Annotated in this window: 22 protein-coding genes and 1 pseudogene; 9 read left to right on the top strand and 14 right to left on the bottom strand. The window is 37.8% G+C overall.

What is annotated here, in order from left to right; genetic code table 11:
* Positions 1 to 80: 80 nt before the first annotated feature.
* Both DV942_RS00350 and lysA read left to right on the top strand, forming a co-directional pair.
* Positions 81 to 1,394: an aspartate kinase gene (locus tag DV942_RS00350; RefSeq protein ID WP_090978966.1), complete on the top strand. Its 1,314-nt coding sequence runs from the start codon at positions 81 to 83 to the stop codon at positions 1,392 to 1,394.
* Between the two features lie 318 nt (positions 1,395 to 1,712).
* Complete coding sequence (gene lysA / locus DV942_RS00345; protein ID WP_145854316.1) at positions 1,713 to 2,882, top strand: diaminopimelate decarboxylase; 1,170 nt, start codon at positions 1,713 to 1,715, stop codon at positions 2,880 to 2,882.
* 425 nt (positions 2,883 to 3,307) lie between these two features.
* On the opposite strand, the gene DV942_RS00340 is transcribed toward lysA, so the two are convergent.
* The 4 genes from DV942_RS00340 to DV942_RS00320 all read right to left on the bottom strand — a co-directional run bounded on the left by DV942_RS00340 (position 3,308) and on the right by DV942_RS00320 (position 6,428).
* Positions 3,308 to 3,523 (bottom strand): hypothetical protein, encoded by a 216-nt coding sequence (locus DV942_RS00340; RefSeq protein WP_090978957.1) that lies wholly within the window; start codon positions 3,521 to 3,523, stop codon positions 3,308 to 3,310.
* 48 nt (positions 3,524 to 3,571) lie between these two features.
* Positions 3,572 to 4,291 (bottom strand): hypothetical protein, encoded by a 720-nt coding sequence (locus tag DV942_RS00335; protein ID WP_145854314.1) that lies wholly within the window; start codon positions 4,289 to 4,291, stop codon positions 3,572 to 3,574.
* Between the two features lie 113 nt (positions 4,292 to 4,404).
* Entirely contained in the window at positions 4,405 to 4,782 is a 378-nt protein-coding gene (locus tag DV942_RS00330) for an SRPBCC domain-containing protein (protein WP_145854312.1), read from the bottom strand.
* Positions 4,783 to 5,237: 455 nt separating this feature from the next.
* Positions 5,238 to 6,428: an acyl-CoA dehydrogenase family protein gene (locus DV942_RS00320; RefSeq protein ID WP_222431140.1), complete on the bottom strand. Its 1,191-nt coding sequence runs from the start codon at positions 6,426 to 6,428 to the stop codon at positions 5,238 to 5,240.
* A gap of 113 nt (positions 6,429 to 6,541) precedes the next feature.
* Here DV942_RS00320 and DV942_RS00315 point away from each other — a divergent pair, with 113 nt between their 5' ends.
* On the top strand, positions 6,542 to 6,910 hold the full coding sequence (locus tag DV942_RS00315; RefSeq protein WP_090978947.1) for a dihydroneopterin aldolase: 369 nt from the start codon (positions 6,542 to 6,544) through the stop codon (positions 6,908 to 6,910).
* A 1-nt stretch (position 6,911) separates the two neighbouring features.
* Complete coding sequence (locus DV942_RS00310; RefSeq protein ID WP_145854310.1) at positions 6,912 to 8,315, top strand: FAD-binding oxidoreductase; 1,404 nt, start codon at positions 6,912 to 6,914, stop codon at positions 8,313 to 8,315.
* A gap of 286 nt (positions 8,316 to 8,601) precedes the next feature.
* Here the strand turns inward: DV942_RS00310 and DV942_RS00305 are convergent, their stop codons facing one another.
* The gene (locus DV942_RS00305) at positions 8,602 to 9,093 is read right to left on the bottom strand and encodes an acyl-CoA thioesterase (RefSeq protein ID WP_090978939.1); all 492 of its coding nucleotides are present in this window, start codon (positions 9,091 to 9,093) and stop codon (positions 8,602 to 8,604) included.
* A 77-nt stretch (positions 9,094 to 9,170) separates the two neighbouring features.
* Here DV942_RS00305 and DV942_RS00300 point away from each other — a divergent pair, with 77 nt between their 5' ends.
* Together DV942_RS00300 and DV942_RS00295 are read left to right on the top strand one after the other, a co-directional pair.
* Positions 9,171 to 9,605 (top strand): Hsp20/alpha crystallin family protein, encoded by a 435-nt coding sequence (locus tag DV942_RS00300; RefSeq protein WP_090978936.1) that lies wholly within the window; start codon positions 9,171 to 9,173, stop codon positions 9,603 to 9,605.
* Between the two features lie 362 nt (positions 9,606 to 9,967).
* Positions 9,968 to 11,282 (top strand): annotated as a pseudogene (locus DV942_RS00295) (nicotinamide mononucleotide adenylyltransferase).
* A gap of 330 nt (positions 11,283 to 11,612) precedes the next feature.
* Here the strand turns inward: DV942_RS00295 and DV942_RS00290 are convergent.
* Together DV942_RS00290 and DV942_RS23360 are read right to left on the bottom strand one after the other, a co-directional pair.
* Positions 11,613 to 12,629, bottom strand: a complete 1,017-nt coding sequence (locus DV942_RS00290; protein ID WP_145854308.1) for a S66 peptidase family protein — start codon at positions 12,627 to 12,629, stop codon at positions 11,613 to 11,615.
* A 668-nt stretch (positions 12,630 to 13,297) separates the two neighbouring features.
* The gene (locus DV942_RS23360; protein WP_186462384.1) at positions 13,298 to 13,459 is read right to left on the bottom strand and encodes a hypothetical protein; all 162 of its coding nucleotides are present in this window, start codon (positions 13,457 to 13,459) and stop codon (positions 13,298 to 13,300) included.
* 315 nt (positions 13,460 to 13,774) lie between these two features.
* Between DV942_RS23360 and DV942_RS00285 the strand changes: the two genes are divergently transcribed.
* Positions 13,775 to 15,073, top strand: coding sequence for a DEAD/DEAH box helicase (locus DV942_RS00285; RefSeq protein WP_145854306.1), 1,299 nt, complete (start codon positions 13,775 to 13,777; stop codon positions 15,071 to 15,073).
* 139 nt (positions 15,074 to 15,212) lie between these two features.
* On the opposite strand, the gene DV942_RS00280 is transcribed toward DV942_RS00285, so the two are convergent.
* The 3 genes from DV942_RS00280 to DV942_RS00270 form a co-directional block, all read right to left on the bottom strand.
* A complete protein-coding gene (locus tag DV942_RS00280) occupies positions 15,213 to 16,556 on the bottom strand; it encodes an OmpA family protein (RefSeq protein ID WP_145854304.1) in 1,344 nt (447 codons plus the stop codon).
* Between the two features lie 393 nt (positions 16,557 to 16,949).
* Positions 16,950 to 17,480 carry an RNA methyltransferase gene (locus DV942_RS00275; RefSeq protein ID WP_145854301.1) on the bottom strand — a complete coding sequence of 177 codons (531 nt, stop codon included), beginning with the start codon at positions 17,478 to 17,480 and terminating at the stop codon, positions 16,950 to 16,952.
* 96 nt (positions 17,481 to 17,576) lie between these two features.
* Positions 17,577 to 18,728, bottom strand: coding sequence for a galactokinase (locus DV942_RS00270; protein ID WP_145854300.1), 1,152 nt, complete (start codon positions 18,726 to 18,728; stop codon positions 17,577 to 17,579).
* A gap of 76 nt (positions 18,729 to 18,804) precedes the next feature.
* Between DV942_RS00270 and DV942_RS00265 the strand changes: the two genes are divergently transcribed.
* On the top strand, positions 18,805 to 19,854 hold the full coding sequence (locus DV942_RS00265; protein WP_145854298.1) for an aldose epimerase family protein: 1,050 nt from the start codon (positions 18,805 to 18,807) through the stop codon (positions 19,852 to 19,854).
* A 3-nt stretch (positions 19,855 to 19,857) separates the two neighbouring features.
* A complete protein-coding gene (locus DV942_RS00260; RefSeq protein WP_145854296.1) occupies positions 19,858 to 20,253 on the top strand; it encodes a DUF1398 domain-containing protein in 396 nt (131 codons plus the stop codon).
* A gap of 274 nt (positions 20,254 to 20,527) precedes the next feature.
* Here DV942_RS00260 and DV942_RS00255 read toward each other — a convergent pair whose 3' ends face one another.
* From DV942_RS00255 to ribD, 4 genes are all read right to left on the bottom strand, one after another.
* A complete protein-coding gene (locus DV942_RS00255; RefSeq protein ID WP_145854294.1) occupies positions 20,528 to 21,388 on the bottom strand; it encodes a nucleoside phosphorylase in 861 nt (286 codons plus the stop codon).
* Positions 21,389 to 21,521: 133 nt separating this feature from the next.
* Positions 21,522 to 22,136 (bottom strand): IMPACT family protein, encoded by a 615-nt coding sequence (locus DV942_RS00250; protein ID WP_145854292.1) that lies wholly within the window; start codon positions 22,134 to 22,136, stop codon positions 21,522 to 21,524.
* On the bottom strand, positions 22,123 to 22,992 hold the full coding sequence (locus DV942_RS00245; RefSeq protein WP_145854290.1) for a DMT family transporter: 870 nt from the start codon (positions 22,990 to 22,992) through the stop codon (positions 22,123 to 22,125). Before DV942_RS00245 ends, DV942_RS00250 begins: the two co-directional genes overlap by 14 nt.
* A 1-nt stretch (position 22,993) precedes the next feature.
* Positions 22,994 to 24,046, bottom strand: a complete 1,053-nt coding sequence (gene ribD / locus DV942_RS00240) for a bifunctional diaminohydroxyphosphoribosylaminopyrimidine deaminase/5-amino-6-(5-phosphoribosylamino)uracil reductase RibD (protein ID WP_145854287.1) — start codon at positions 24,044 to 24,046, stop codon at positions 22,994 to 22,996.
* Between the last annotated feature and the right edge of the window lie 41 nt (positions 24,047 to 24,087).

Genomic DNA, 24,087 nt, shown 5'->3' with positions numbered 1-24,087 from the left:
AATCATCATAAACTTTTAAACCAAGCACTGGGATAAAAAAACTGAACGTTTCGTTACCTTTTAAAACCATTAGCAAGTAAATGAAAATATTAAAATTTGGGGGTACTTCTGTAGGTAGTCCTGAGCGCATGACGAAATTGTTGGATATCATTAATCCAAATGAAGAGCAGATTGTAGTTTTATCAGCCGTGTCTGGAACTACAAATAGTTTAGTAGAAATTGCAACTCATTTTTTAGCTGGCGACAAAAAGAAGGGAAGCGAAGCCGTAGAAAACCTGTATCAAAAATATAAAACGTTTGTGATTGAGTTATTGCCTGCTGCCGAATTTCAGGAACAAGGCAATGAAGTAATCGATTATCACTTCAACTTTTTGGCAGGTTTAGCCAATGATATTTTCACATCGATTGAAGAGAAAGTGGTATTGGCACAAGGGGAGCTTTTATCAACCACTTTATACCATATTTATTTAAAATCCATCGGCGTACCGTCTGTACTATTGCCTGCTTTGGATTTTATGAAAACGGATGAGGATAATGAACCTGACATTCCGTTTACCACAAAGCACTTAATGCCGTTGCTGGAACAACATAAAGACAATAAACTCTTCATTACACAAGGTTACATCTGTCGCAACAGTTTTGGTGAAGTTGATAACCTGCGCCGTGGCGGTAGTGATTATACCGCATCTTTATTAGGCGCGGCAATTATGGCCGAAGAAGTTCAGATCTGGACAGATATAGACGGGATGCATAATAACGATCCTCGTATTGTTAAAGGAACCAAACCAATTGCGCAGTTATCATTTGATGAAGCAGCTGAGCTGGCTTATTTTGGGGCTAAAATTTTACACCCTCAATCTGTTTTTCCTGCACAGAAATATAAGATACCGGTTCGTTTGCTGAATACCATGGAACCTTCTGCTGCCGGCACTTTAATTACCCATAATAGCGAAAAGGGTAAAATTAAATCAATAGCCGCTAAAGATGGTATTACGGCAATCCGCATCCAATCCAGCCGGATGTTGCTGGCCTATGGTTTCTTACGCAGGGTTTTTGAGGTTTTTGAACGTTACAAAACACCGATTGATATGATTACCACTTCTGAGGTTGCCGTATCTTTAACCATTGATGAAACCGCGCATTTGCCACAGATTATTGAAGAACTGGAAAGTTTTGGAACTGTTGAAGTAGATACCAATCACAGTATTGTATGTGTAGTGGGAGATTTCGGTTCAGAGAAACACGGTTTCGCCAGTAGGGTTTTAGAAGGATTAAAACACATTCCGATCCGTATGATTTCTTATGGTGGAAGTAACTATAACGTTTCGCTTTTAATTTTAAGCGAATATAAAACAGAGGCTTTGAGAAGCTTACACAACAGGTTATTCGAATAATAAGAAAAAGGCGCCGATTACAACCAGCAAGCCGACAAGGCAATGAAAAGCCAGAAAGTTTGCTGGTAACAAACCGTTTTTATATTTTTTGTAAGAATTAAATAATCCTGCAGAAAGAATAAGAACAATAAATATGGCGGCCGCTATCTTCATTTTTTTATAAATAAAAGAAACAGTAACAATAATAGCAATACGATAAAAAATCGGATTTTCCCATTGTATTGTTTCCGGGTAATTCTTCCATGCTTTAAATCGAGGTAGTTACCCAAATAAATTAGCGCAAAGAATAAAATTAAAATTATAACAAGGAATTTGAACATGTTCGCCGATAAAGATATATCAAAGTTTAACAATATTGAAACGCCTTTTTACTACTATGATACCGATCTGTTGCAAAAAACCCTGCAAACTTGTGCAGATGCAGCAGCTCCTTATCAATTTCACATCCATTATGCATTAAAGGCAAATTTCAATCCTGTAGTGTTAAAACAGATCAAAGAAATTGGTTTCGGTGCAGATTGTGTGAGTGCCGGCGAGGTTAAAAGAGCAGTAGAGGTTGGTTTCGACAATAAAAAAATTGTTTTTGCCGGCGTGGGTAAATCTGACAAAGAAATTAATGAGGCCCTGGATCTTGATATCTTCTGCTTTAATGTAGAATCTATCCAGGAATTAGCGGTATTAAATGAACTGGCGGCTAAAAAAGGTAAAACCGCTCAGGTTGCCATCCGCATTAATCCAAATGTTGATGCACATACCCATCATAATATTACAACAGGTTTAGATGAAAATAAATTCGGGATCAATTCATGGGATTTACCTGAATGTGCCGATGCCCTAAAAGCTTCAGAAAACCTTAAGTTTATCGGTATTCATTTTCACATCGGCTCGCAGATTACCAATCTGGATGTATATAAAAACCTTTGCGTTCGTGTAAATGAATTTGCCGCATGGTTTGAAGATAAGGGATTTAAACTTCAGGTATTGAATGTAGGTGGAGGTTTAGGGATCGACTACCACAATCCCGATCATCAAATTCCTGATTTCGGATCTTACTTTAAAATTTTCAATGAATTCTTAACCATTAAACCTGGTCAGGAAGTGCATTTTGAACTGGGCAGGGCTTTGGTTGGTCAATCAGCATCATTAATTACCCGTGTACTATATATTAAAAACGGAAAGAAGAAAAACTTTGTTGTTTTAGATGCAGGGATGACCGAACTGATGCGTCCCGCATTGTATCAGGCTTATCATAAAATAGAGAATCTTAGTCAGTCCGGAGTCCGGAGCCCAGAGTCCGAAGTCGTAAAATACGATATCGTCGGTCCAATTTGTGAGAGTACCGATTGTTTTGGCAAAGAGGTAGAACAACCCGAATCGTTTAGAGGGGATATTTTTGCTATCAGAAGTGCGGGTGCTTACGGAGAAGTGATGGCATCAAAATATAACCTCAGGGATGCGATAAGATCGGTATATAGTTACGAGATATAGATTTTTAAAAACTCGTCATTTCGAGCGAAGTGCAGCAAAGTTGAGAAATCTATTTGATAGATCTCTCCATTCCACTGCGTTTCAGTCGAGATGACGATTTTTTTTGAAAAAACATTCATGCAATAACGATTTTACTATCTGAAATCGTCTTCACCTCTGCAATGTAGGCTAAAATTTTTTGCTTTGCTCGTAGTTAGTGCCAAAAACCACATTGTTTACCCTGGTTTTGCCCGCAATATTTTGTCCAGGTGGTTACGGGGTTTCGGCTTATCCCCGGTTGCAACAGCACTGAGTTAATCAATTGCATAAATACAATTTATAAATTACAAGCAATTGAAAATCAATATATTATTGAATGTATTAACCGGCTCAACCAGATTATAATTTAACTCAATTAAAATAATAGCCAGAAAGGATTTTCAATATTATTTCTTGTTCTTCGAAGTCGCAAAAACAATTACACCCGCTATTAAAATAATACCACCGGCATACGGAGGCCAGTTTACAGATTTTTCTTTATCTGCTGATATTTGAATGGGACCTGCATCCACAATTTTTTCTTTTTTAGTATAAGAGAAACCAGTCCAGATGAGCATGGCAATGCCCACAACAATCAATACAATTCCTAATGTTCTGTTCATAATATTGCTTTTAATTTATATTAGAACAGCTCTGGCATTGATATGTTTTTATTGTAATTTATACCCAAGAGAAATCTTACTGGCGAGATTTATATTTTCCGCTATTTCAAGTGAAAGTGTAAATCTTTTTACGCTTAAAAAGTAGTTAAAATTCCATGCAGAGGAACTGTTGATTACTTTATCAAGATCTGCGAGTTGGCCGTATTTAAAACTGTTGGCCAGTCCCGGAGTTCCACCAATGAACAGCCTGAAAGCGTGTTTGATATCATGGTTGCGCCTGGCCCTGAAAATTACCTCGGTTGAAAGTCCGGTTGTCCAAAATCTTTTCCTGTTTGAAACACCCGCATAATTGTAAACTTTACCATTATAAATTTCATCCCTGAAATCAGCATATGCTCCATTTTCGGTACTTAGTGCGTTTTCCCAGTTTATAAATCTGAAATCGGTATTTCCATTTATGGAAGTACTGTGGAAACCGACAGAAGTTCTTAAACCAAAACCGTACATTTTTTTGTTAAAAGCGGGCGGGTAATCGCCATTAGCATCATTCCTATTATTTGAATAAAGATGTTCAGCATTTCCTAAATAACCCAACACACCATAAGCAACATTAAACCCCTTAAAAGTATGCGCACGGTTAATGTTTAACATACCCATTTTAAATGAAACGCTACCATTTCCAGGAGAGGACGCCCCGGCATAACTGGCTGATGCATGTGTTAACGATTTAATGCTATCGGCCTCCATCTGACGTGGCAGATAACCCATATTATTTCCAGGTAAAGCTGGGCTTAGGTAGGTTCTGCAGGAACTTGATAAAAAGACAATTAGCAAAAAAGAAAAAAGGAGAGTATTAATTGGAGCTTTCATTGATGCTATTGTTACTCCTCAAAAAAATCGACCAGACCACCTAAAAAATACTCCTGAATTCCTTCCGTAAAATCTTTATAATCCTCATCAGGAATATTGGTTTGCCTAAATTCAAGTGATGTTCCTTTTTTATCTTCGTGCAGTTTAATGATTACGATGGATGGTTCATTTTCTTCTCCAAAATACCATTGTTGTACAATCTGCTTTCCATAAACAAATTCGATGTTTTTACCGGTAATATCGCCATCCCAGAAAGAAAATTCGGTTCCGGGTACTTCTTCAAACTCCACTTCGGCACCGGTCCATAATTTTATGCTGATATCCTTGGTCAGCGCTAAATAAACTTCTTCGGGTGGGGCAGGTATGTAGGTATATTTTTTAAAGTCCATTCTGTATCATTATTTTTAGGATTTAATGATTTTAATGATCAAAGCTCAGGAAAATCAAATCCGATTATTTATTCGTTAAGATTAAGTATATAGTATCATCCCAATCATTAGACTTTGTTCAATCCTGATCTATATTCATTCCAGTATTGTAAATCTTTTTAAACTGGAGACTTATTGCGCCAAAATTAATCAATAATCCGACATTGAAATTATAAGCTACAATAAAATTTTTAGCCTCTGCCGGATGATAGTTTTCTAAATTTGTGCGCCTTAAGCTCTAAAGTTAATAGATTATTAATAACAAAGGGTAGGGCTTTTTCCAAAAATCAAGCCCTCATCAAAATTTCTTTTCAGCTTCTCTTTTAAAAGTTATTCGACAAGTTAAATCTTAAATATCCATGTATCTGATCTGGTATTCCTTATCATTAAAATTTTAAAATCTTTTTAATCCTTTCTTACTTAAAGGCATTCAAGCCGGTCACATCCATGCCCGTGATCAATAGGTGTATGTCATGTGTACCTTCATAAGTAACTACAGATTCTAAGTTCATCATATGACGCATAATAGAGTATTCGCCGGTAATACCCATTCCACCAAGCATTTGGCGTGCGTTACGGGCAATATCCAGGGCAATTTCTACACTATTTCTTTTCGCCATAGATATTTGTTCGGCTGTAGCCCTGTTTTCGCTTTTAAGTACACCCAAACGCCAAACCAACAGCTGACCTTTCGTAATTTCGGTTACCATTTCGGCCAGTTTTTTTTGTTGCAGCTGGAAACCACCGATCGGCTTTCCAAATTGAATACGCTCTTTCGAGTAGCGCAAAGCAGTATCATAACAGTCCATTGCTGCGCCCAAAGCACCCCAGGCAATACCATAACGTGCCTGGTTTAAGCAACCCAACGGACCTTTTAATCCGCTGATCTCAGGAAAAACATTCTCCTTTGGCACTTTAACATTATCAAAAACAAGCTCACCGGTTGCCGATGCGCGTAAACTCCATTTATTATGGGTCTCTGGTGTAGAAAAACCTTCCATTCCACGTTCTATCACCATTCCTCTGATTTTGCCTGATTCATCTTTTGCCCAAACCACAGCAATATCGGCAAAGGGGGCATTACTGATCCACATTTTTGCACCGTTTAAAATATAGTGACTTCCGGCATCTTTAATATGGGTAACCATGCCGCCCGGATTGGAGCCATGATCCGGTTCCGTTAAGCCAAAACAGCCCATCATTTCACCACTGGCCAATTTAGGAAGGTACTTTTTGCGCTGTTCTTCAGTTCCATAGGCATAAATAGGGTACATCACCAACGAACCCTGAACAGATGCGGTAGAGCGGATGCCCGAATCGCCCCGTTCTATTTCCTGCATCAGAATTCCATAAGCAGTATAATCCAGTCCGGCACCACCATACTCAACCGGAATGGTAGGTCCGAAAGCACCGATATCGGCCAATCCTTTTATTAAATGTTTAGGGAATTCTGCCTTTTGAGCATAATCCTCAATAATAGGGCTTACTTCCTTTTTTACCCAATCTCTGGCCGTAGCACGGATTAATTTGTGTTCATCGGTTACTAATTCATCTAATAAATAATAGTCTGGCGCCTCATACAGGTCTTTTTTCACTGATTTGCTCATGTAATTTTGTATTATCTGGTTAAAAAACCGCGTTCATTTCAAAGGTAACAATTTACGGTAATGGGCATTAAATTCATGAATAAAAATTTAATTTTACAGCTTAAAGAACATACATGAGCCATTTCAAACAAACTGTAGCTTTAAAAGATGTGAAATGTTTTGCTTTGCATGGTTATTACCCTGAAGAGCAACTGACTGGAAATCATTTTATTATCGATTTAACAACCGAATTTACGCCAAGGGGTTTTGATGACGAACTAGTGCAGACCGTTAATTACGAAGATTTGAACAATATTATTATTGCGGAGATGAAAAATACCCAAAAGCTATTAGAAACCGTTTTGAATAATATCATCTCAAAAGTAATTGAAAAATACCCCTTTGTAGAAAAGATTGACGTAGGCATAAAAAAGCTTCATCCGCCAATGCCCGGACAGATCGGCCATTCTTTTGTTCAACTTAGTTATTCAGCAACAAATTAAAATGAATTTTACCCCTATAAATAACGAAATTTTAGCAGCTATCACCTCAGCAATTGGTGCCGATAAAGTTTTCACAGACACCGAAAACCTCGAAAAATATAGCCATGATGAAACTGAAGATTTACGCTATCAGCCGGAGGTGGTGGTTAAGCCCACTACGCCGGAAGAGGTTTCGGCCTTATTGAAAATCTGCAATGCCCATCATGTTCCGGTTACACCGCGTGGAGGTGGAACAGGCTTAAGTGGCGCTGCCTTGCCCATTTATGGCGGGGTTTCGCTATCAATGGAAAAGTTTAAGGCTATTCTGGATATTGATACCGAAAACTTACAGGCAACTGTTGAGCCCGGGGTAATTACCGAAGAATTTATTAATGCAGTAGCAGAAAAAGGCCTCTTGTACCCGGTTGATCCCAGCAGTAAAGGATCTTGTTTTATTGGAGGTAATGTGGCGCACGGCTCCGGTGGCCCAAGAGTAGTAAAATATGGCACCATACGCGAATACATTTTAAATCTGGAAGTGGTGTTGCCCAACGGCGATATCTTCTGGACAGGAGCAAATACCTTGAAATATGCTTCAGGATATAATTTAACGCAATTGATGATCGGCTCGGAAGGCACCTTAGGTGTGGTGACTAAAATCGTAACCAAGCTATTGCCTAAGCCTGGTCAATCGGTTTTAATGATGGGATCTTTTAGCACTAACGAAGCTGCCTGTGCTGCAGTTTCAGCCATTTTCAGGGCCGGCGTAACACCATCAGCCCTTGAGTTTATGGAGCGGAAAGGCGTAGAATGGGTAATCAAATTTGATGATATTAAATTTGATTTGAAAGATGATGTGGCTGCTTTATTGATGATTGAATTTGATGGCGATGACCTGGATGATATTTTTAAAAATTGCGAGAAAACCAACATCGTTTTAGAAGAACACCACTGTACGGAAGTTTTATTTGCTGATACAGCTGCTCAAAAAGAGGAATTGTGGCGGATGCGCAGAACAATGGCCGAATCAGTTAAATCTAATTCGGTTTATAAGGAAGAAGATACCGTCGTTCCCCGCGCGGCTTTACCTAAACTCGTAAGTGGTATTAAAGAGATTGGCGCCAGATATGGATTTGAAAGTGTTTGTTACGGACACGCGGGCGATGGAAATCTGCACGTAAACATTATTAAGGCAGGGATGAGTGACGAGGACTGGAAAAACAAACTCAAATCGGGTATCGCTGAGATATTTGAACTCACCACCGCTTTAGGCGGCACCCTTTCAGGAGAACATGGCATTGGCCTGGTTCAGAAAGAATTTATGCCCATAAAGTACTCAGAAATACACCTTAATTTAATGAGGGGAATTAAAAATGTTTTCGATCCTAATGGAATATTAAATCCGGGAAAGATTATGCCAGATTGATTTATTTATCCGTTACCCTGAACTTGTTTCACGGCATCCCTTTCTATCCGTAGAGTTAAGCACGGCGGCTCTACGGATTGATGAATAAAACTGAGTTTATAACTCAGTAAAAACCCCTTTCTGTCCGTAGAGTTAAGCACAGCGGCTCTACGGACTCATCAATAAACCTGAGTTTATACCTTTCTGTGAGTTTATACCTTTCTGTCCGTAGAGTTAAGCACAGCAACTCTACGGACTCATTAATAACCTGAGTCTATAACTCAGTGAAACAAGTCCAGCAGGATGATTATTGACTACTCAATTGCTCAAAACACAGCATTTTTTGTTTTTCTTCTTCAGGAATTGCCGTAGGTTTACCTGTGGCATAGTCAACGGCTATACAAACTGTTTTTCCTTTACTGCAGATTACTTCTTCACTTCCCTTCAGCTTTACAATCTGGTACTCAAGATCGAAGCTTGTATTACCAATCCTTGATGTTTTCACGTGGACAGCAATTTTATCGTTCATTACGATGGGTAAAATATAGTCTAATTCTGCGTGCGCAATCACTATCCCCGTCTTTTTCCAATTCCATTTAATAATTTCTTCCCAGTATTTAGTTCTGGCGATCTCCAGATAGGTGAAGTAAACAGAATTGTTTACATGCCCCATCATATCAAAATCAACAAAGCGCAGATGAATATTTGTTTTATAATTGAATTTGTCTGAAAAAGCCTTAATTTCTGTCAATTTGTCTTTTGATTTCGATTTATTTTGCCAAAATGTCTTAAAAATCATAAATATCTGGATTGGTATATAAGTTGAATAGAATGAATTATCAATTTAAAAATTAGAAAAAATAAAGAATAAGCGATATGACACTTGTAAATTTTAACAACAGAACCCGTAACACTGCTCCTTACTTTAACAATGTTTTTGACTCATTGTTTAGCGACGCTGTAAGTAAAAACAAAATGGTTGATAAATCACCGAATGTGAATATTCATGAAAATGAGGCGGCATATGTAATTGAGCTGGCTGCCCCGGGATTGAAAAAAGAAGACTTTCAAATCAATTTAAAAAAAGACACGCTTTCTGTTTGGGCGGAAGTAAAAAAAGATGAAAACCAGGTAGCTAAAGATTTTACCCGTAAAGAATTTGATTACAGCTCATTTGCCAGATCATTTAATTTACCTGATACTGCTGATGGGGATAAAATCACAGCCGAATATAAAGATGGCATTTTATCGATCAACATCAGCAAAAAAGATACAGCGAAATTACAGCACAGAGAAATTGTAGTATCGTAATAAAGCATTCTCGGAAGAGGATTTTTCATAATAGTTTACTTTTTAAGTATTATGAAACCTGCATCAGTAGGGTTAAAGATGAAGTTGATTGGTGACTGATGCAGATTTCGTAATCATTAAGTTTAGGTTTAGGTTTTATGAGGTTAATGCCGGATGGCATTAACCTTATTTTTTATACGGATCGTCCATTTCGACCGAAGTGGAGAAATCTATCTAGTTGACAACGGAATCAGATTCTGCATTCTGCAAGATTTCAATCTAAATGGCTCTAGGTATTGACCTTGGAGTCGCTAGGTATTTAGATCGATTTTAAGTTACATACTTAAAATTAGCTTAACCTCAATTTTTTGTATTTTCGCGGTATGGAAAGAGAAATTCTGGATACGAAACGCAAAGCACTCAAAATAAATCTTGACCCAAGAATTTACGGCACTTTTGCTGAAATTGGTGCTGGACAGGAAGTTTCAAGAAATTTTTTAATGCCGGAGCTGCATCTGGAACAGTAGCAAAAACCATGTCGGCCTACGATATGACTTTTAGTGATGCTATTTATGGAGCAGAAGCAAATGGACGGTACGTTAGTCAAAACAGGCTTTTACAGATGCTTGACCATGAATTTGGATTGCTTAATGAGCGTTTATCAGGCGAAAAGTACGAAAGCCGCACCTTTTTTGCTTTTGCTGATACCGTAACTACTTTGAATTATAAACGTACCAACGAACCCCACGGCTGGGTTGGAATCAGGTTCCAAAATGAGCCGGGGGCTTCCCTAATGAAATATTCTTTCATGTCCGCTTGTTAGATACTGATGTAAATATGCAACAGCGCGTGCTGGGTATCATCGGCGTAAACTTGCTTTATGCAGCTTTCTATTATAACAAGGATCCTAAGATTATGGTAGAATCGCTGGCTGACAATTTAACCATCGGATCAGTAGAAATTGATTTGATTTCGGTTAAAGGACCAGCATTTCCTGGAGTAGATAATATCTTACTCAATCTGTACATGATTATGAAAGATTTCTCGGCTGCTGCCATTTTCGATGCTGATGCGCATCCACGACAGGCCAAGGACCTTTTGTACAAGAAAGATATCATGATTTTACGGACTAAATACGGGCAAAAATCATTGCCTAACTTTAACCTGTTTAACAAAGCTACCGAGCAGTTTAAACGTACCAATAAAGTAGAGGAGGGAAATCTTGCTGTAATGATTGAAGTTTTGGCAACCAATGTTTTAACAGATGCACAGGAAACACCTGATGATATCGATTTAGAAACAGTAGCTAAACGTACCCAGGAGATGTGCGATACCGGAAACACGGTGATTGTTTCTAATTTTACCCGTCATAACCGACTTGCCAAATACCTGGCACGGTGTAAGCCAAAAAGTGTTGGCTTAGCTACAAACATCAACAACTTAAAGTTCGTATTCAATGCTAAAAACTTCAGTGGCGAAAATTATTCCGGTCAACTGTTGAGTTACGTAAACGACATGTTTAATACCAATGTGCGGTTATTTGCTTACCCTTTTCTCGACAAAAAAACCAATCAGGTCATTACAACGGAGAATATGCCGATTACACCAGAAGCCAAACCATTGTTCGATTTTCTCTTGATTAACGGTTACATTACTGATATCAAGGATTATAGCGAGGATGAAGTGAAAACGGCTTAGTACCTATATCCTGTCATTCTAATGATATCTTTTTGCGTGTAAATCGATATTATTGTTAGATAAATTTCAAGTTGATAATATCACTTGAAAGATCGTCATTCCCAACTTGATTGGGAATCTTAATGCAAGCCGTTTTAAGATTCCCGCATGCGCGAGAATGACGACCACATTATTGGATTGTTTCAAAGGTATGAACGAAGAATCTTTACATTATAGCAAAATTTAAGTTTTCTATTGCTCGTTTAAAAGCGTATTCTTACTTAAAGAATTAAATCTACCGTTCTTAGGTTCATCATAACTTTCAGAAGGACAAAAAGTTATATAAAAAAATTAAATCGTGCGCAAGGCCGAGCCGTTTTCATTTACCATAAGCGTATGATTTGCACCACATTTGAGTGCAAAGTTATTGCGTTGGTGACCAACAGGAAAATCAAATGCCACCGGGTAGGAATATTCTTTTACTTTCTCCAGTACGATATCATAAATATTTTTTCCAAATTCTTCGCCTGCATCGTCTGGTTTCACTTTAAACCCACCCACAATCAGTCCCTTCAGGTGTTTAAGTTTGCCGCTACGTTTTAAGTTCCACAACATCCTATCGATGCTGTACAGGTATTCGCCGGTATCTTCTATAAATAAAATTTTATCTTTAGTATCTAAGTCTGATGAGCTGCCGGCAAGTGTTTCAATAATGCTCAGGTTCCCGCCAACCAATATTGCATCCGTATTCCCAAAACGGTTATTGCTATTTACCGGAGCAGTATAACCCAATTCTTCACCTGTCAAAGCATTCTTTATGGAGAGGATTGTTTCTATCTGTATAGGTTCAGCTTTAGCCCAATCATCCGGAAAACTGTTGCACATTTTGGCATGGATCGAAGCAATGCCAAATTTTTTGGCCAGATGGCAATGTAGTACAGTAATATCGCTGAAACCAATAATCCATTTAGGATTTCTTTTAAAAAAGGAAAAATCAAGCTGATCAATAATGCGTATAAAACCATAACCGCCACGCGCACACATAATGGCTTTAATATCGGGATCATTTAGCATTTTCTGGAAATCAGCCAGCCTTTCTTCATCTGTTCCGCCGTAGGTAAAATCACGCTTGCCGATGGTTTCGCCTACCTTAATGTTAAATCCCCAACCCTGCATCTGCAAAATCGCAGACTGAATCTGTTCCAGGGTAATGTATCCCGCCGGACTGGTTATTCCGATAGTATCTCCAGGTTTTAAATAGGGCGGGATTTTAAATGCCGAACTTTCGCTTTCCATAGCTAAAGCGCTAAAGGCGGGCAACATCGTAGCTGATGCAATAAACGAAGAAAGGAAATGTTTTCTATTCATCTAAAACAGATAGTGGAATTAATACGGCTAAATATAGAGTTAAAATTAATTGCATAAAAGAAAAGGGATTTATATCCATAAATCCCTTTTTTAAACCAAACAAATTAATCTGTAAAAGATTAGTATAATGTGAATTATATAAATAACCGCATTTGAAATAAAATGTTTTGAGATTTTAAAAATATTTGCCGCGTAGAACAATACATAAAATCTTTTACCAACTCATTTATTTTGCATATCTAACAATTTGATTCCGTCCCAAATAATTTTAAACCACTATACCTGCTGTATAGCCCTGATGGAAACGGAAATCCTTTTTGGCAAAGACGTGTTGTCTTTTCTTAATTTTCCCAAAAAGATTGAAGTGTACAGCAGGACCAAACCTCTGCCAACAGCACTGAAACTGCGCTTCTAAAAACAAGCAATCGTGCTAAATTGGTCAAGATTCTTCGTTGCACGTAGGGTAACAGCGTCTAATAAAAAGTAAGGCTATTCATCGCGAATAGCCTTGCTAACAACAAAACAAATATAAGATAACCAAATCTTACCTGATTGAGCAGAATCAGGATAAAGTGCTATGAGATACACTTTGCGGCCTAGTAATGGATTCGAACCACTATAAAGAGTTTATGAAACTCCACCTTCCAATCGGTCAACTGGCCGTGTTTTTACAATTGCTTTAGTGTTAAATAATCTCTTAGCGCCAAAATCTGTTCTCTATTTAAATTATCTTCATCCTGATCAATTTCTATTTTTTTTGCTTCTGTTTGCAAAGAATCAAGCAATTGAGGATATTCATCTATAGCAGGGTATTGAAAATAAATCGACATGATTTATAATATTAATCGTTCAACAATGTAACACTTAGATTTAGACAAATATATAAATTAGCATATAATATCTATAGGTTTTGTAGTTATTTATTTTAAAACAGATTCAATTACCTCATTTACAGAATAATAAAAATTTTACTATGTATAAAATATCTATTGAAGTTGATTTCTGAACTAAAAAAGCTGCTATTTTGCTGAAATAAGCGAGGTGTAAGCATATTTTAACAGGCGCTTTTACATCCCTTTGAATTCAATTTCAGAAAAGATAATTATTTTAAGGATATTTGCATTTCAAACATTAAAATAGTAATTGTGTCTTTAGATAAATTGAAACTTAGCAAACCACTTGTAGCGGCCATGACGGATGCGGGATTTTTAACACCAAAAGAAATCCAGACCAGAACGATGTCGCGTATATTAGGTGGTCAGGATGTTATAGCGGTTGGACCAGAGGGCTCAGGAAAAACTACTACTTATGTTTTAGCTACTTTAATGAAGTTGAAATATGCATTTGAGGAGGCGCCAAGAGCATTGATTTTAGTGCCTGACATTGAACATGTTGACCATGTTTTGGAACAATTTAAACTATTGAACCGCAACAATACTTTCAGGATTTTAGGAATTGACAGCCGGGGCACCATTGAAACGCAAATGAATGAGGTTACCGATGGCTGTGATATCATTGTTGCCGTACCCGATCGTGCCCGTGCATTGTATTTAAAGCTAGCTTTAAACACCAATAAAATACAATTGTTTATCGTAGATAATGCAGAACTTATTGTTAAAAAAGGTCTGCAGTTACCAGTTGTAGAGTTAGCAAATAGCGCCTATAAGTCTCAACATGTGGTGTTTACAGAGGTACTGCACGACAAACTTAAACACATGATTGCCCCTTTCATGAAAGATTCGGCAGCAACCATTGAGGTAGACGAGATTGGCGAGAAGCAGGCAGAAGTTTACCATCAGATGCTTTATCAGGTACCCAATTTCAGGACAAAGCTAAATTTATTAACCTTGCTACTAAATGATGCTGAAGTTTTTGATAAGGCTGTGGTTTTTGTTAATACGCGTTTAACCGCACAAACCGTGTATAAAAACTTTAACCAGCATAAAGAGGGCGAAATTAGCATTTACCGCCCATTGTTTTTTGATGATAGGGGTTTTGATGATATTAACGAATTTAAAGATACCCCAGAGGCCAGGATATTAATTGTGGCTAATGAAAATTCGGGCGAACTCAATATTGAAGGAATTCCTTTCATTTTTCATTTCGAATTGCCAGAACAAAAAGAAACCTTAATTAAACGTATTGTCAAGCACGGTAATGAAGATGTGGTAGCCATCACTTTTTCTACAGATATTGAATTGATTGAAGTAAAAAAGATCGAGCAGGCTATTGGTCAGAAACTGGAGGTAATAGAGTTGCCTGAAGATTTAAAGGTGGTTGATGCTGCTGATAAACCAAAGAAAAAGAAAGGTACTGAGGATGATGAATCTTATGAAAGGGGTGCAGCGTTTCACGAAAAGAAGGCCAGCAACTTAAAAAATTACAATTATAGTGCAGGCGCTAAAGCTAAAATGACCTATAAGAATAAAAAGGGATTGTCTTAACAAGGGGCGTTACGCTGAACTTCAACGTCTATTTTGGCAATAAAAATCCTGAAACAAGTTCAGGATGGCGATTTCTAATAGATAAAAAAGCTCCTTAGAAATTAATCTGAGGAGCTTTTTATTTAACCGTTATTTACGATTAGTATAAAGTAAACTCTACACGACGGTTTTCTTGACGGCCTGCTGCAGTTTTGTTTGTTGCAATTGGTTGGTCAGGTCCGTAACCTGTAGCTTCAATTCTTGATGCATTTGCACCTTGAGATACTAAATAAGCTTTAACTGATTCGGCTCTTTCTTTAGATAAACGTAAGTTTAACTCTCTACCACCGGTGTTATCAGTATGGCCAGCTAATTTCAGGCTAAAGTTTTTATCTACCAATAATGCAGCAACACGGTTTAAGGTAGCATATGATTTAGAACGGATGGTTGATTTTCCTAAATCAAATTCTAAGTTAGAAATTGCATCTTTAACCACTTTACGGTCTTCTTCAGTAATTACCTTAGTTTCTTTAATGATTTCACGTTGAACTTTGATTGGACAACCAGAACCATCAACAACTGTTCCTGAAGGAGTTCCAGGGCATTTATCGAATTTGTTTGCTACACCATCGTTATCATCATCAGCTAAATCTTTAGCATATTGCTCTCTATCGCGTTGCGCATTTTGTTCAGCAGTTGATAAGGCTCTTCTTAATTCAGCACTTTCTTCAGCACTTTCTTTACGTAAGTTCGCTAATGAGCTGTAATTTTGTAACTGAGGTTTTTCTTTACTGCCTAAAGCAAATTCTAAACCTGCGTGTGCATAAGCAAATCTATCGTTTAAACCATTAACACCATCAAATTTATCCGACTTTACAAAGTTAACATCATAACCTAAATCTACATTAATACCTTTGGCAACGCCTAATTTAACACCGGCACCAACTGGTACAAACCATCCTTCACGGTAAGAACCTGCACCGCCATTTGTATTAACATTTGTTAGTGTTGCTCCTGATGACATATAACCTGCGCCAGCTTTTAAATAAGGGGTTAAAATTGAATTCTCTTGGTTGATATTGATGCTTGCAACATTCCATACTGCTGATAAAGCCGCGGACCATTGAATATTCGTTTTTGTAGCGGTATTATTTGTATAGGTTCTATTGCCATCAAGATCGTAAGAATCATAAATTCTTAAAGCTTCAACTTTGCCAGCTAAAAAATCAGCCTGGATACCTAATTGAGGTAAAATTTGCTTTTTAATATAACCACCGTAACCAATATGTTCTACGGGCGTTTGAAATTGGTGATTAGAGTTGCCAAAAATAGTTCTTGGCGTTAGCAAACCTCCGTGAACACCGATACTCCAAGTACGGAATTCTTTAGGAGAAAAGCGTTCTGCGGTAGTACCTGTAGTCATTGGTGTATCCTGTGCAAATAATTGTGATGATAATCCCAATAAGGCAACCAACATTGTTGATTTTGTAATTCTAGTATTCATTTTCTTCTATTTTTAAATATTAGTGTCTTAACAGTTTTTTTATCCTACTGTTTTGAAGCTAATAAGAAAAAATCTTGCCAAATACCGAATTTTGCACACAAATAACATATTATCAGCAGATTAAGATGTTAAATTTATTTCACAAAAAAGTTACGTAACAGTGGATACTACGGATATTGTTGTATACAATACTATACAAAATAGAGCAACTTTTAGATTTCACATAACTTAGTGCTCAACTATGTTTTCTTACAGAAAGATAACCCGAGCCAATTCTCAGCTTCGGTTTTTGCTCTTATATATGAAATTGTGCAGCATTTTTAGATGAAAATTAAAATAGAAGACTTTACACGCGGTGTTCAGTCGCATTGGCCTGAAATAAAGTTGAAGATATTACAATCTTAATTTCGCGAAGAAATCCCAGAATACGATCCCGGCAGAAATGACGATGTTAAACGAATGTTTGGTGCCAAACTGTGGAATTTCAATACATTCATCAATTTTGGCCATTACCTCATCACTAACACCGTCAACCTCATTTCCAAATATCAGAGCATACTTTTTCTTGGGATCGGGATTGAAAGTATTCAGCATGGTACTGTTTTCAGCCTGCTCAATGGCCACTATTTCATAACCCAGGCTCCGCAGGGCGTCAACAGCTTGTAGGGTATCAGTGTAATGAATCCAATCAACAGATTGCGTTGCACCTAAGGCCGTTTTTTCAATCTCACGATGGGGTGGTTGTGCGGTAATTCCACAGAGTATTACTTTCTCAAGCGCAAAACCATCTGCAGTACGGAATATAGAACCTACATTGTGCATGCTGCGCACATTATCTAAAACCACCACAACAGGTAATTTTTCCTGTGTTTTAAATGCTTCAATATCCGGACGGTTTAACTCGTCTAATTTTAATTTTCTCATTATTTTTTAAAATGATTTCACAGGAGGCAGGATTACACAGATTGAATCTATTATCGAATCTGTATTTCCATATTATGCATCTTGTGGCAATTGTTTTTATAAACTAGATGGTCCGCCACCAATTTCACTGATATAAATTGCAGCTGAATAACCTATTCTTTCAAGATAATAACCAGTTAAGTGTTTAGCAAAATCTTCTTCATAGCCTTTCTCTAAAATCGCAATGGCACAGCCCCCAAATCCTGCACCCGTCATACGTGCACCAATTACATGATCGTAGCCCGAACAGAAATCTACTACTGTATCTAACTCTTTTCCGCTTACTTCGTATAAGGTACGCAAAGATTCATGAGAAGCGTACATCAAGCGGCCAAATATTGTTAAATCTCCTCCATTTAATGCTTTAGCGGCTAAATGTACACGATCATTCTCCTTAATCACATGTGTAGCCCTGTTTAGTATGGTTTCATCACTGATTAAATGACTGTGCAGGGCAAACTTTTCTGCATTAAGTTCACAAAGATAGTTGAGCGTAATTTCTTTGTTTAATTGTTTCAGGGCTATTTGGCATTCTGCAACCCGTTCGTTGTACTTTGAATCTGCCAGTTCCCGCGGTTTATTGGTATTAATGATGGCCAGCACATAATTGCCCAGGTCAACATCAACCATTTTGTATTTTACGGTTTCACAATCCAACACAATGGCTTTGTCTTTTTCTCCGAAAGTAACCGCAAATTGATCCATAATGCCCGAATTTAGACCAATAAAATCATTCTCAACACGCTTGGCGATTTTAACAAGCGCTAATTTATCGTAGCCTAAATTATAATAGGTATTCAGGGCATAAGCAGTGGCTATTTCTATTGAAGCTGAAGATGATAGTCCAGATCCGATTGGAATATTTCCATAAAATAGAAAATCCAGGCCGTTGATATCCTTACCGTCTTTTATAAATTCATTGATTACCCCAATAGGATAATTCGTCCAGGTGCTGCCATTCTTTTCATTAACCGTATTACTGGTTACTACCGTTTCAATATCAAAGTTTAAACTTTTAAACCTGAACTGCCCATCATTGTTCGGGGCAATGGCTACCCAGGTTCCTAAAGAGATGGCGCAGGGCATAACCAAACCGCCATTATAATCAATATGCTCTCCGATCAGATTAACCCGTCCAGGTGTAAAATAAATAGCTTCGGCATTTTTATGGTATTGCTGGGCGAATTTTTCCTGCAGGCTGATGTTCATTGGGTTAAAATATATTTATAAAAAGCATTAATAATGCTATGTTTGTTTTGAAAACAAAAGCCCTAAGTTACAATTTATGAGCGTACAGCAAATACCCACCGGAAAAATTATTGATGGCGATGAAGTTATCGCAATCGAACTCACCAATAGCAAAGGCACTTACGTCAAAATATTTAATTATGGTGCTATTATCAATAAATTTATAGTCACAAATGCCAGGGGTGAAAAGCAGGATATTGTTCTCGGCTTCGATACATTTGATGAATACCTGAGTCCGGGTTATCTTACAAATTATCCATATTTAGGGGCCATAATTGGCAGATATGCCAATCGGATAAAAAATGGAAGATTCAGTATAGACGGGGAGGACTATCAGTTGCCCCAAAATGCCGGTGATAATACGCTGCACGGTGGCCTTGTAGGTTTTGATAAAAAGGTTTGGGATATTATTGAAATCAATGATGGCGCTCAACCTTCGGTTACCTTGCAATATGAAAGCGTGGATGGAGAAGAGGGTTTTCCTGGAAACCTGGTGATTGATCTGACATTCGAACTCACCGAAAATGATGAGTTGATTTTAAGTTATGAAGCAGAAACAGATCAGGCCACCGCAATAAACTTAACTCATCATGGTTATTTTAATCTGGCTTCTAATGGGGGAAGTGTCGAAAATCATAAACAACAGATTTTTGCTTCACACTATTTAGAGCAGGATGATAATTATTCTGTAACGGGCAACCTTATCGCTGTTGCGGGCACGCCTCTGGATTTTACCAAACCTAAAGCAATAGGGCAAGACTGGAATAAGGATGAAGGTTATGATCAGAGTTTCGTTTTGGATAAAATTTATGGCGATTTGTCGCTGGCAAGCAAAACAATTGAAGAAGAAAGCGGTTTAGTATTAAGCGTTTACACCACAGAACCGGTAGCTCATTTATATACTGCGAAATATTTAGATGTAAAGAATGGAAAGGGGGGTAAGGATTACAACAGCTTTGATGCCTTTTGTGTCGAAACCCAGCATCATCCAAATGCAGTTAATATCCCAACATTCCCTAATACGATTTTAAGGCCGGATGAATTGTATACGCAAACAACCATTTACAAAGTTTCATTAAATAAATAATTTATGTTTACTATTGAACATATACAGGCCGCAGCGTCAAAAATCAAATCCGGTTCAGATTTTCCGAAGTTTATAAAGGAAATTAAGAAATTGGGGGTTAAACGGAATGATGTTTACGTCAGCAATGGCTTATCGATCTATTTCGATGATGAAGACAATGCACAGCAGGTAAGTCCTGATGAATATCCAACATTGGTCATTAATGAGGAGTCTTCTGCAGGAAAATTGGAGCACGCTTTAAAAGTACATCAACAAGGTGAAACAGATTACATCAGCTTTTGTAAACAGGCGGCAGACGCGGGTGTAGAAAAATGGGTTACAGACCTGGATGAAATGACCTGTACTTATTTAGATGCCGAGGGAAATGAACTGGTAAAGGAAACTATTCCTGCGGTTTAGAAATATACAAAGACTATATTTTAAGTAAAAGTGTCATCCTGAGCTTGTCGAAGGATCATGTTTGAAATTCCCTAAAAGCGTTTTGATACTTCGGCAAGCTCAGCACCCGTGGTTAACATCTTTTAGCTGGGGAGACCCTGAAATAAATTACCTTCGGTGAGCTCGCAGAAGGCTCGGTTTACTGCGTAGCTTTCCGCTTGACAGGTCAGGGTGACGCCCGGCTTAATTTAAAAATACTTAAGCTGATCGAAAAACTAATATTAAACGATAATAACTAAACCCTTTCCAGTACCATTTTAATTGCTTGCTCTACAATTTTATTCGGTTCATTGCTAAATTCAAACTTTACCCTGCTGGCCAAAATAGCATTAATTGACAGTGCTTTATGCCCCAAAACTTTAGCTAAAGCGTAAATACCGGCAGTTTCCATTTCTAAATTAGTAATACGGTGCTGGTTACGCTGAAAACTGTTAATTAAACCAATGAAATCTGTAACTGAATTTTTTGCCCTTACGATTCTGCCTTGTGGCGCGTAAAAACCAGGAGCAGTAATGGTGATACCGTGAATCATGTCTTTACCAATGGTATGTAGCAGGCCATCATCCGCAGCAGTTAGATAAGGGTTAATATGTTTAAGTTGACCAAAGTGAGTTTTTACGTCATCCAGCAACAGTTGTTCATCAGGAGATAATTGATGAACATAATAATTCATTAAAGCATCCATTCCTAAGCCATACGATGAAGCTAAAATGGTTCCCATCGGGATATCTGGCTGGACCGCACCAGATGTACCTACTCTGATTATATTTAAAGAAGTAAGCGATTTTTTTACTTCACGCGTTTCAAAATCAACATTAACAAGTGCATCCAACTCATTGAAAACGATGTCTATATTATCCGTTCCGATTCCTGTTGAGAGTACGGTAACGCGTTTTTTGCCTACATACCCGGTGTGGGTAACAAATTCCCGTTTACCTTTTTTAAATTCTATCTGATCAAAATATTTACTGACCTCACCAACGCGGTCAGGATCACCAACAGTGATGATGGTTTCGGCAATATCTCCTGGTAAAAGATTGAGGTGATATATGCTGCCGTCAGGATTGATGATTAGGTCGCTTTCTGATATTTTCATATTTGGTTTATTTTATCCCAACAGATTTGGCTGAAACAGATTTATCGCTGTAATATCCAAATCTGCAGCTACTGATTAAGTTCTTTACATGGTATTTTTCATGCAGATTTCGGTGGGCTAATACCTGTGGTGACTAACTGGTGTATAAATATTTTAGCTTGACACCATCAATCTTATCAAATTTACTTAAAACCTGATTAAGTTGTGCTTTTCTCACTTCAAATTTCAAGATGCAATTGATATCAAATTGCTGTGCTAAAATCTGCAGATTTTCTTCTTTGCTTAACTTCATTACATCGTTCATCTGCAGGTATTCAAAGTGAGCCTCATACACATCATTAACCGTTTTGGAAATGATCTTTGAAGCTTTAATAGCCTCTATGCCAGCATTTTTATAGGCATTAATTAAACCAGGAACGCCCAGTAGGGTGCCGCCAAAATAACGTACCACTACAATGAGTATATTGGTAAGATCTTCAGATAAAAGGCAGTTCAGTATTGGCCTGCCTGCAGTACCGGATGGTTCACCATCATCGCTTACCCTAAAAACCGAACGGTTTGGTGTTAAACGATAAGCATAACAAAAATGATTGGCCTTAGGATTTGCAGACCGCAGGTTCATTATAATCGGTTTTACTTCTTCCTCGCCACGGATGGGGTAGGCATATGCAATAAATTTGCTCCCCTTATCTCGAAATATACCCTCTGAAGTATTTTCGATTGTTTTATAAGAATCATCGAACAGCATGTTGTGATAAGGTAATGAAGATAACAGCCGCAATGGCCAAAATTATCCCCGCATAATTTAATTTACTCAGTTTCTCTTTAAACACAATCAGCCCGATTAAAGTGCCTACAATAATTACCCCCAAATTCATCGCGGCAAAAACGGTAGATGGATTGTTTGCCAATGCCTTATGCGCTTTCATATAAAAAAGGATATTGCCAAAATTAAACAAGCCTAAAATGAATCCACAAACTACATTTATCAATTGCAGTTTTGTTTTACCAGCCACCACCATGGCAATTACCAATATTATCGAAACAATAAAGGCCAGACCAAAAACAGTAAAAAGTGAGGCGGTATAGGGTAATTCTTTGTAAAGCGCAATTTGTTTAAAGAGCACATCAATGACGCCAAAACCAACAAAAACCATAATCGGATAGAGCAAACTTTTTTTCCCGGTTTTCTGATGATCAGATTTTCGGAGGAATGTTAAAACAATAGCAACGAACCCTATCGCCAGGCCAATAACTTTGAACTGATTAAAATCCTCCTTAAAGAGAAAATAAGCCGCCAGTATCGGAATAAATAGCGATAAACGTTGGGCAATGTCGGTTTTAACAATACCAAGTTTCTTTACTGACGCGGCAAGAAACAAAAATATGGATGGCAGTAGAATAGCCAGTGCAATATAAATGGGCCATGGGGCGGCGTAGGTGATCAGCTTAACATCAGGCTTAAAAAAAAGTAAACATAAGCTTAATGCGATAAAGTAATTGACCGTAACGGCTTGAATAACGCTAATATGGTATCGTTTGGCCAGCTTTAATAAAACAGCTACCGTAACGCTGCAGCAAATGCTTAAAATAATATAAATCATTTTATCGGATGTCGTTTAAATAGATCGAGAGTTTGTCGTCTCCAACCTGTACGGTTTCTTGAAGGTTTCCATTAATATTTGGAGAAGGTACGCCATCGCTCCAACTGCTGGATGAGGTAAAAATACGGGCTTCATCCCACAGGTTAGTACTTAAAAACTGACTTAAAATCTTGGCACCACCTTCAATAATAACCGACTGTATATCCATTAGGTAAAGCTGGAAAGCTATTTTTTGTGCCAGATAAAAGTGCATATCTTCCATCTGGATATAATGAATATTATCAACAACATCGGTTTTAATTTCATTAAAAATGATGGTTTTGGCTTCATTATTAAAAATATGATTGGACAGTGGTACCTGCAGGTTTTTATCAATTACCAAACGGACAGGATTTTTACCCGGCCACTCGCGGGACGTCAACTGCGGATTATCCATTATCGCGGTCTGCTTGCCAACCAGGATTGCATCCTCTTCACTTCTCCATTGGTGTGCCAGACGTTTAGCCAGGGCACCGCTGATCCATTTCTGATGACCATCCTTCGTAGCGAAATAGCCATTAGCGGTTTCGGCCCATTTTAAAATAATATAAGGTCTTTGTTTTTTTATCCTGGTAAAAAATCTTCTGTTGAAATGATGGCATTCATCATCTAAAATCCCGCTCACCACTTCAATACCTGCATTTTTGAGTCGCTCTATGCCTTTGCCGTCAACACCTGAAAAAGGATCTCTATTGCCAATAACTACTTTGTTTAGCTGATGTTTTACCAATAAATCAGCACATGGGGGAGTTTTGCCAAAATGTGCACAAGGCTCCAGATTAACATACGCTGTAGCTCGTTTTAATAGCTTCCCGGCCTCTTTGCCATAAGCATCAAATACAGCTTTAACCGCATTGGGTTCTGCATGTGCCTTTCCATATTCCTGATGATAACCTTCCCCGATAATTTTCCCGTCTGCAACAATCACGCAACCAACCATGGGATTAGGGCTAACATTCCGTGAAGCTAAGGTAGCCAGATCAAGGCATCGTTTGATATAAAATTCATCACTCATTAGCGCAAAAGTAGTAAAAAAAGCATCACAGGCCGATCAAA

This window comes from Pedobacter suwonensis, assembly GCF_007833675.1.
GTDB lineage: Bacteria > Bacteroidota > Bacteroidia > Sphingobacteriales > Sphingobacteriaceae > Pedobacter > Pedobacter suwonensis.
This window is presented reverse-complemented; position numbering and strand designations above follow the sequence as displayed.

Coding starts and splice junctions, on each gene's coding strand:
- DV942_RS00330 (WP_145854312.1), bottom strand. CDS start 4,782: ATGGACTTTAAAAAATATACCTACATACCTGCCCCACCCGAAGAAGTT.
- DV942_RS00335 (WP_145854314.1), bottom strand. CDS start 4,291: ATGGGTTATCTGCCACGTCAGATGGAGGCCGATAGCATTAAATCGTTA.
- DV942_RS23360 (WP_186462384.1), bottom strand. CDS start 13,459: ATGTCGATTTATTTTCAATACCCTGCTATAGATGAATATCCTCAATTG.
- DV942_RS00310 (WP_145854310.1), top strand. CDS start 6,912: ATGAATTTTACCCCTATAAATAACGAAATTTTAGCAGCTATCACCTCA.
- DV942_RS00300 (WP_090978936.1), top strand. CDS start 9,171: ATGACACTTGTAAATTTTAACAACAGAACCCGTAACACTGCTCCTTAC.
- DV942_RS00265 (WP_145854298.1), top strand. CDS start 18,805: ATGAGCGTACAGCAAATACCCACCGGAAAAATTATTGATGGCGATGAA.
- DV942_RS00270 (WP_145854300.1), bottom strand. CDS start 18,728: ATGAACATCAGCCTGCAGGAAAAATTCGCCCAGCAATACCATAAAAAT.
- DV942_RS00315 (WP_090978947.1), top strand. CDS start 6,542: ATGAGCCATTTCAAACAAACTGTAGCTTTAAAAGATGTGAAATGTTTT.
- DV942_RS00250 (WP_145854292.1), bottom strand. CDS start 22,136: ATGCTGTTCGATGATTCTTATAAAACAATCGAAAATACTTCAGAGGGT.
- DV942_RS00255 (WP_145854294.1), bottom strand. CDS start 21,388: ATGAAAATATCAGAAAGCGACCTAATCATCAATCCTGACGGCAGCATA.
- lysA (WP_145854316.1), top strand. CDS start 1,713: ATGTTCGCCGATAAAGATATATCAAAGTTTAACAATATTGAAACGCCT.
- DV942_RS00320 (WP_222431140.1), bottom strand. CDS start 6,428: ATGAGCAAATCAGTGAAAAAAGACCTGTATGAGGCGCCAGACTATTAT.
- DV942_RS00340 (WP_090978957.1), bottom strand. CDS start 3,523: ATGAACAGAACATTAGGAATTGTATTGATTGTTGTGGGCATTGCCATG.
- DV942_RS00305 (WP_090978939.1), bottom strand. CDS start 9,093: ATGATTTTTAAGACATTTTGGCAAAATAAATCGAAATCAAAAGACAAA.
- ribD (WP_145854287.1), bottom strand. CDS start 24,046: ATGAGTGATGAATTTTATATCAAACGATGCCTTGATCTGGCTACCTTA.
- DV942_RS00290 (WP_145854308.1), bottom strand. CDS start 12,629: ATGAATAGAAAACATTTCCTTTCTTCGTTTATTGCATCAGCTACGATG.
- DV942_RS00350 (WP_090978966.1), top strand. CDS start 81: ATGAAAATATTAAAATTTGGGGGTACTTCTGTAGGTAGTCCTGAGCGC.
- DV942_RS00275 (WP_145854301.1), bottom strand. CDS start 17,480: ATGAGAAAATTAAAATTAGACGAGTTAAACCGTCCGGATATTGAAGCA.
- DV942_RS00280 (WP_145854304.1), bottom strand. CDS start 16,556: ATGAATACTAGAATTACAAAATCAACAATGTTGGTTGCCTTATTGGGA.
- DV942_RS00245 (WP_145854290.1), bottom strand. CDS start 22,992: ATGATTTATATTATTTTAAGCATTTGCTGCAGCGTTACGGTAGCTGTT.
- DV942_RS00260 (WP_145854296.1), top strand. CDS start 19,858: ATGTTTACTATTGAACATATACAGGCCGCAGCGTCAAAAATCAAATCC.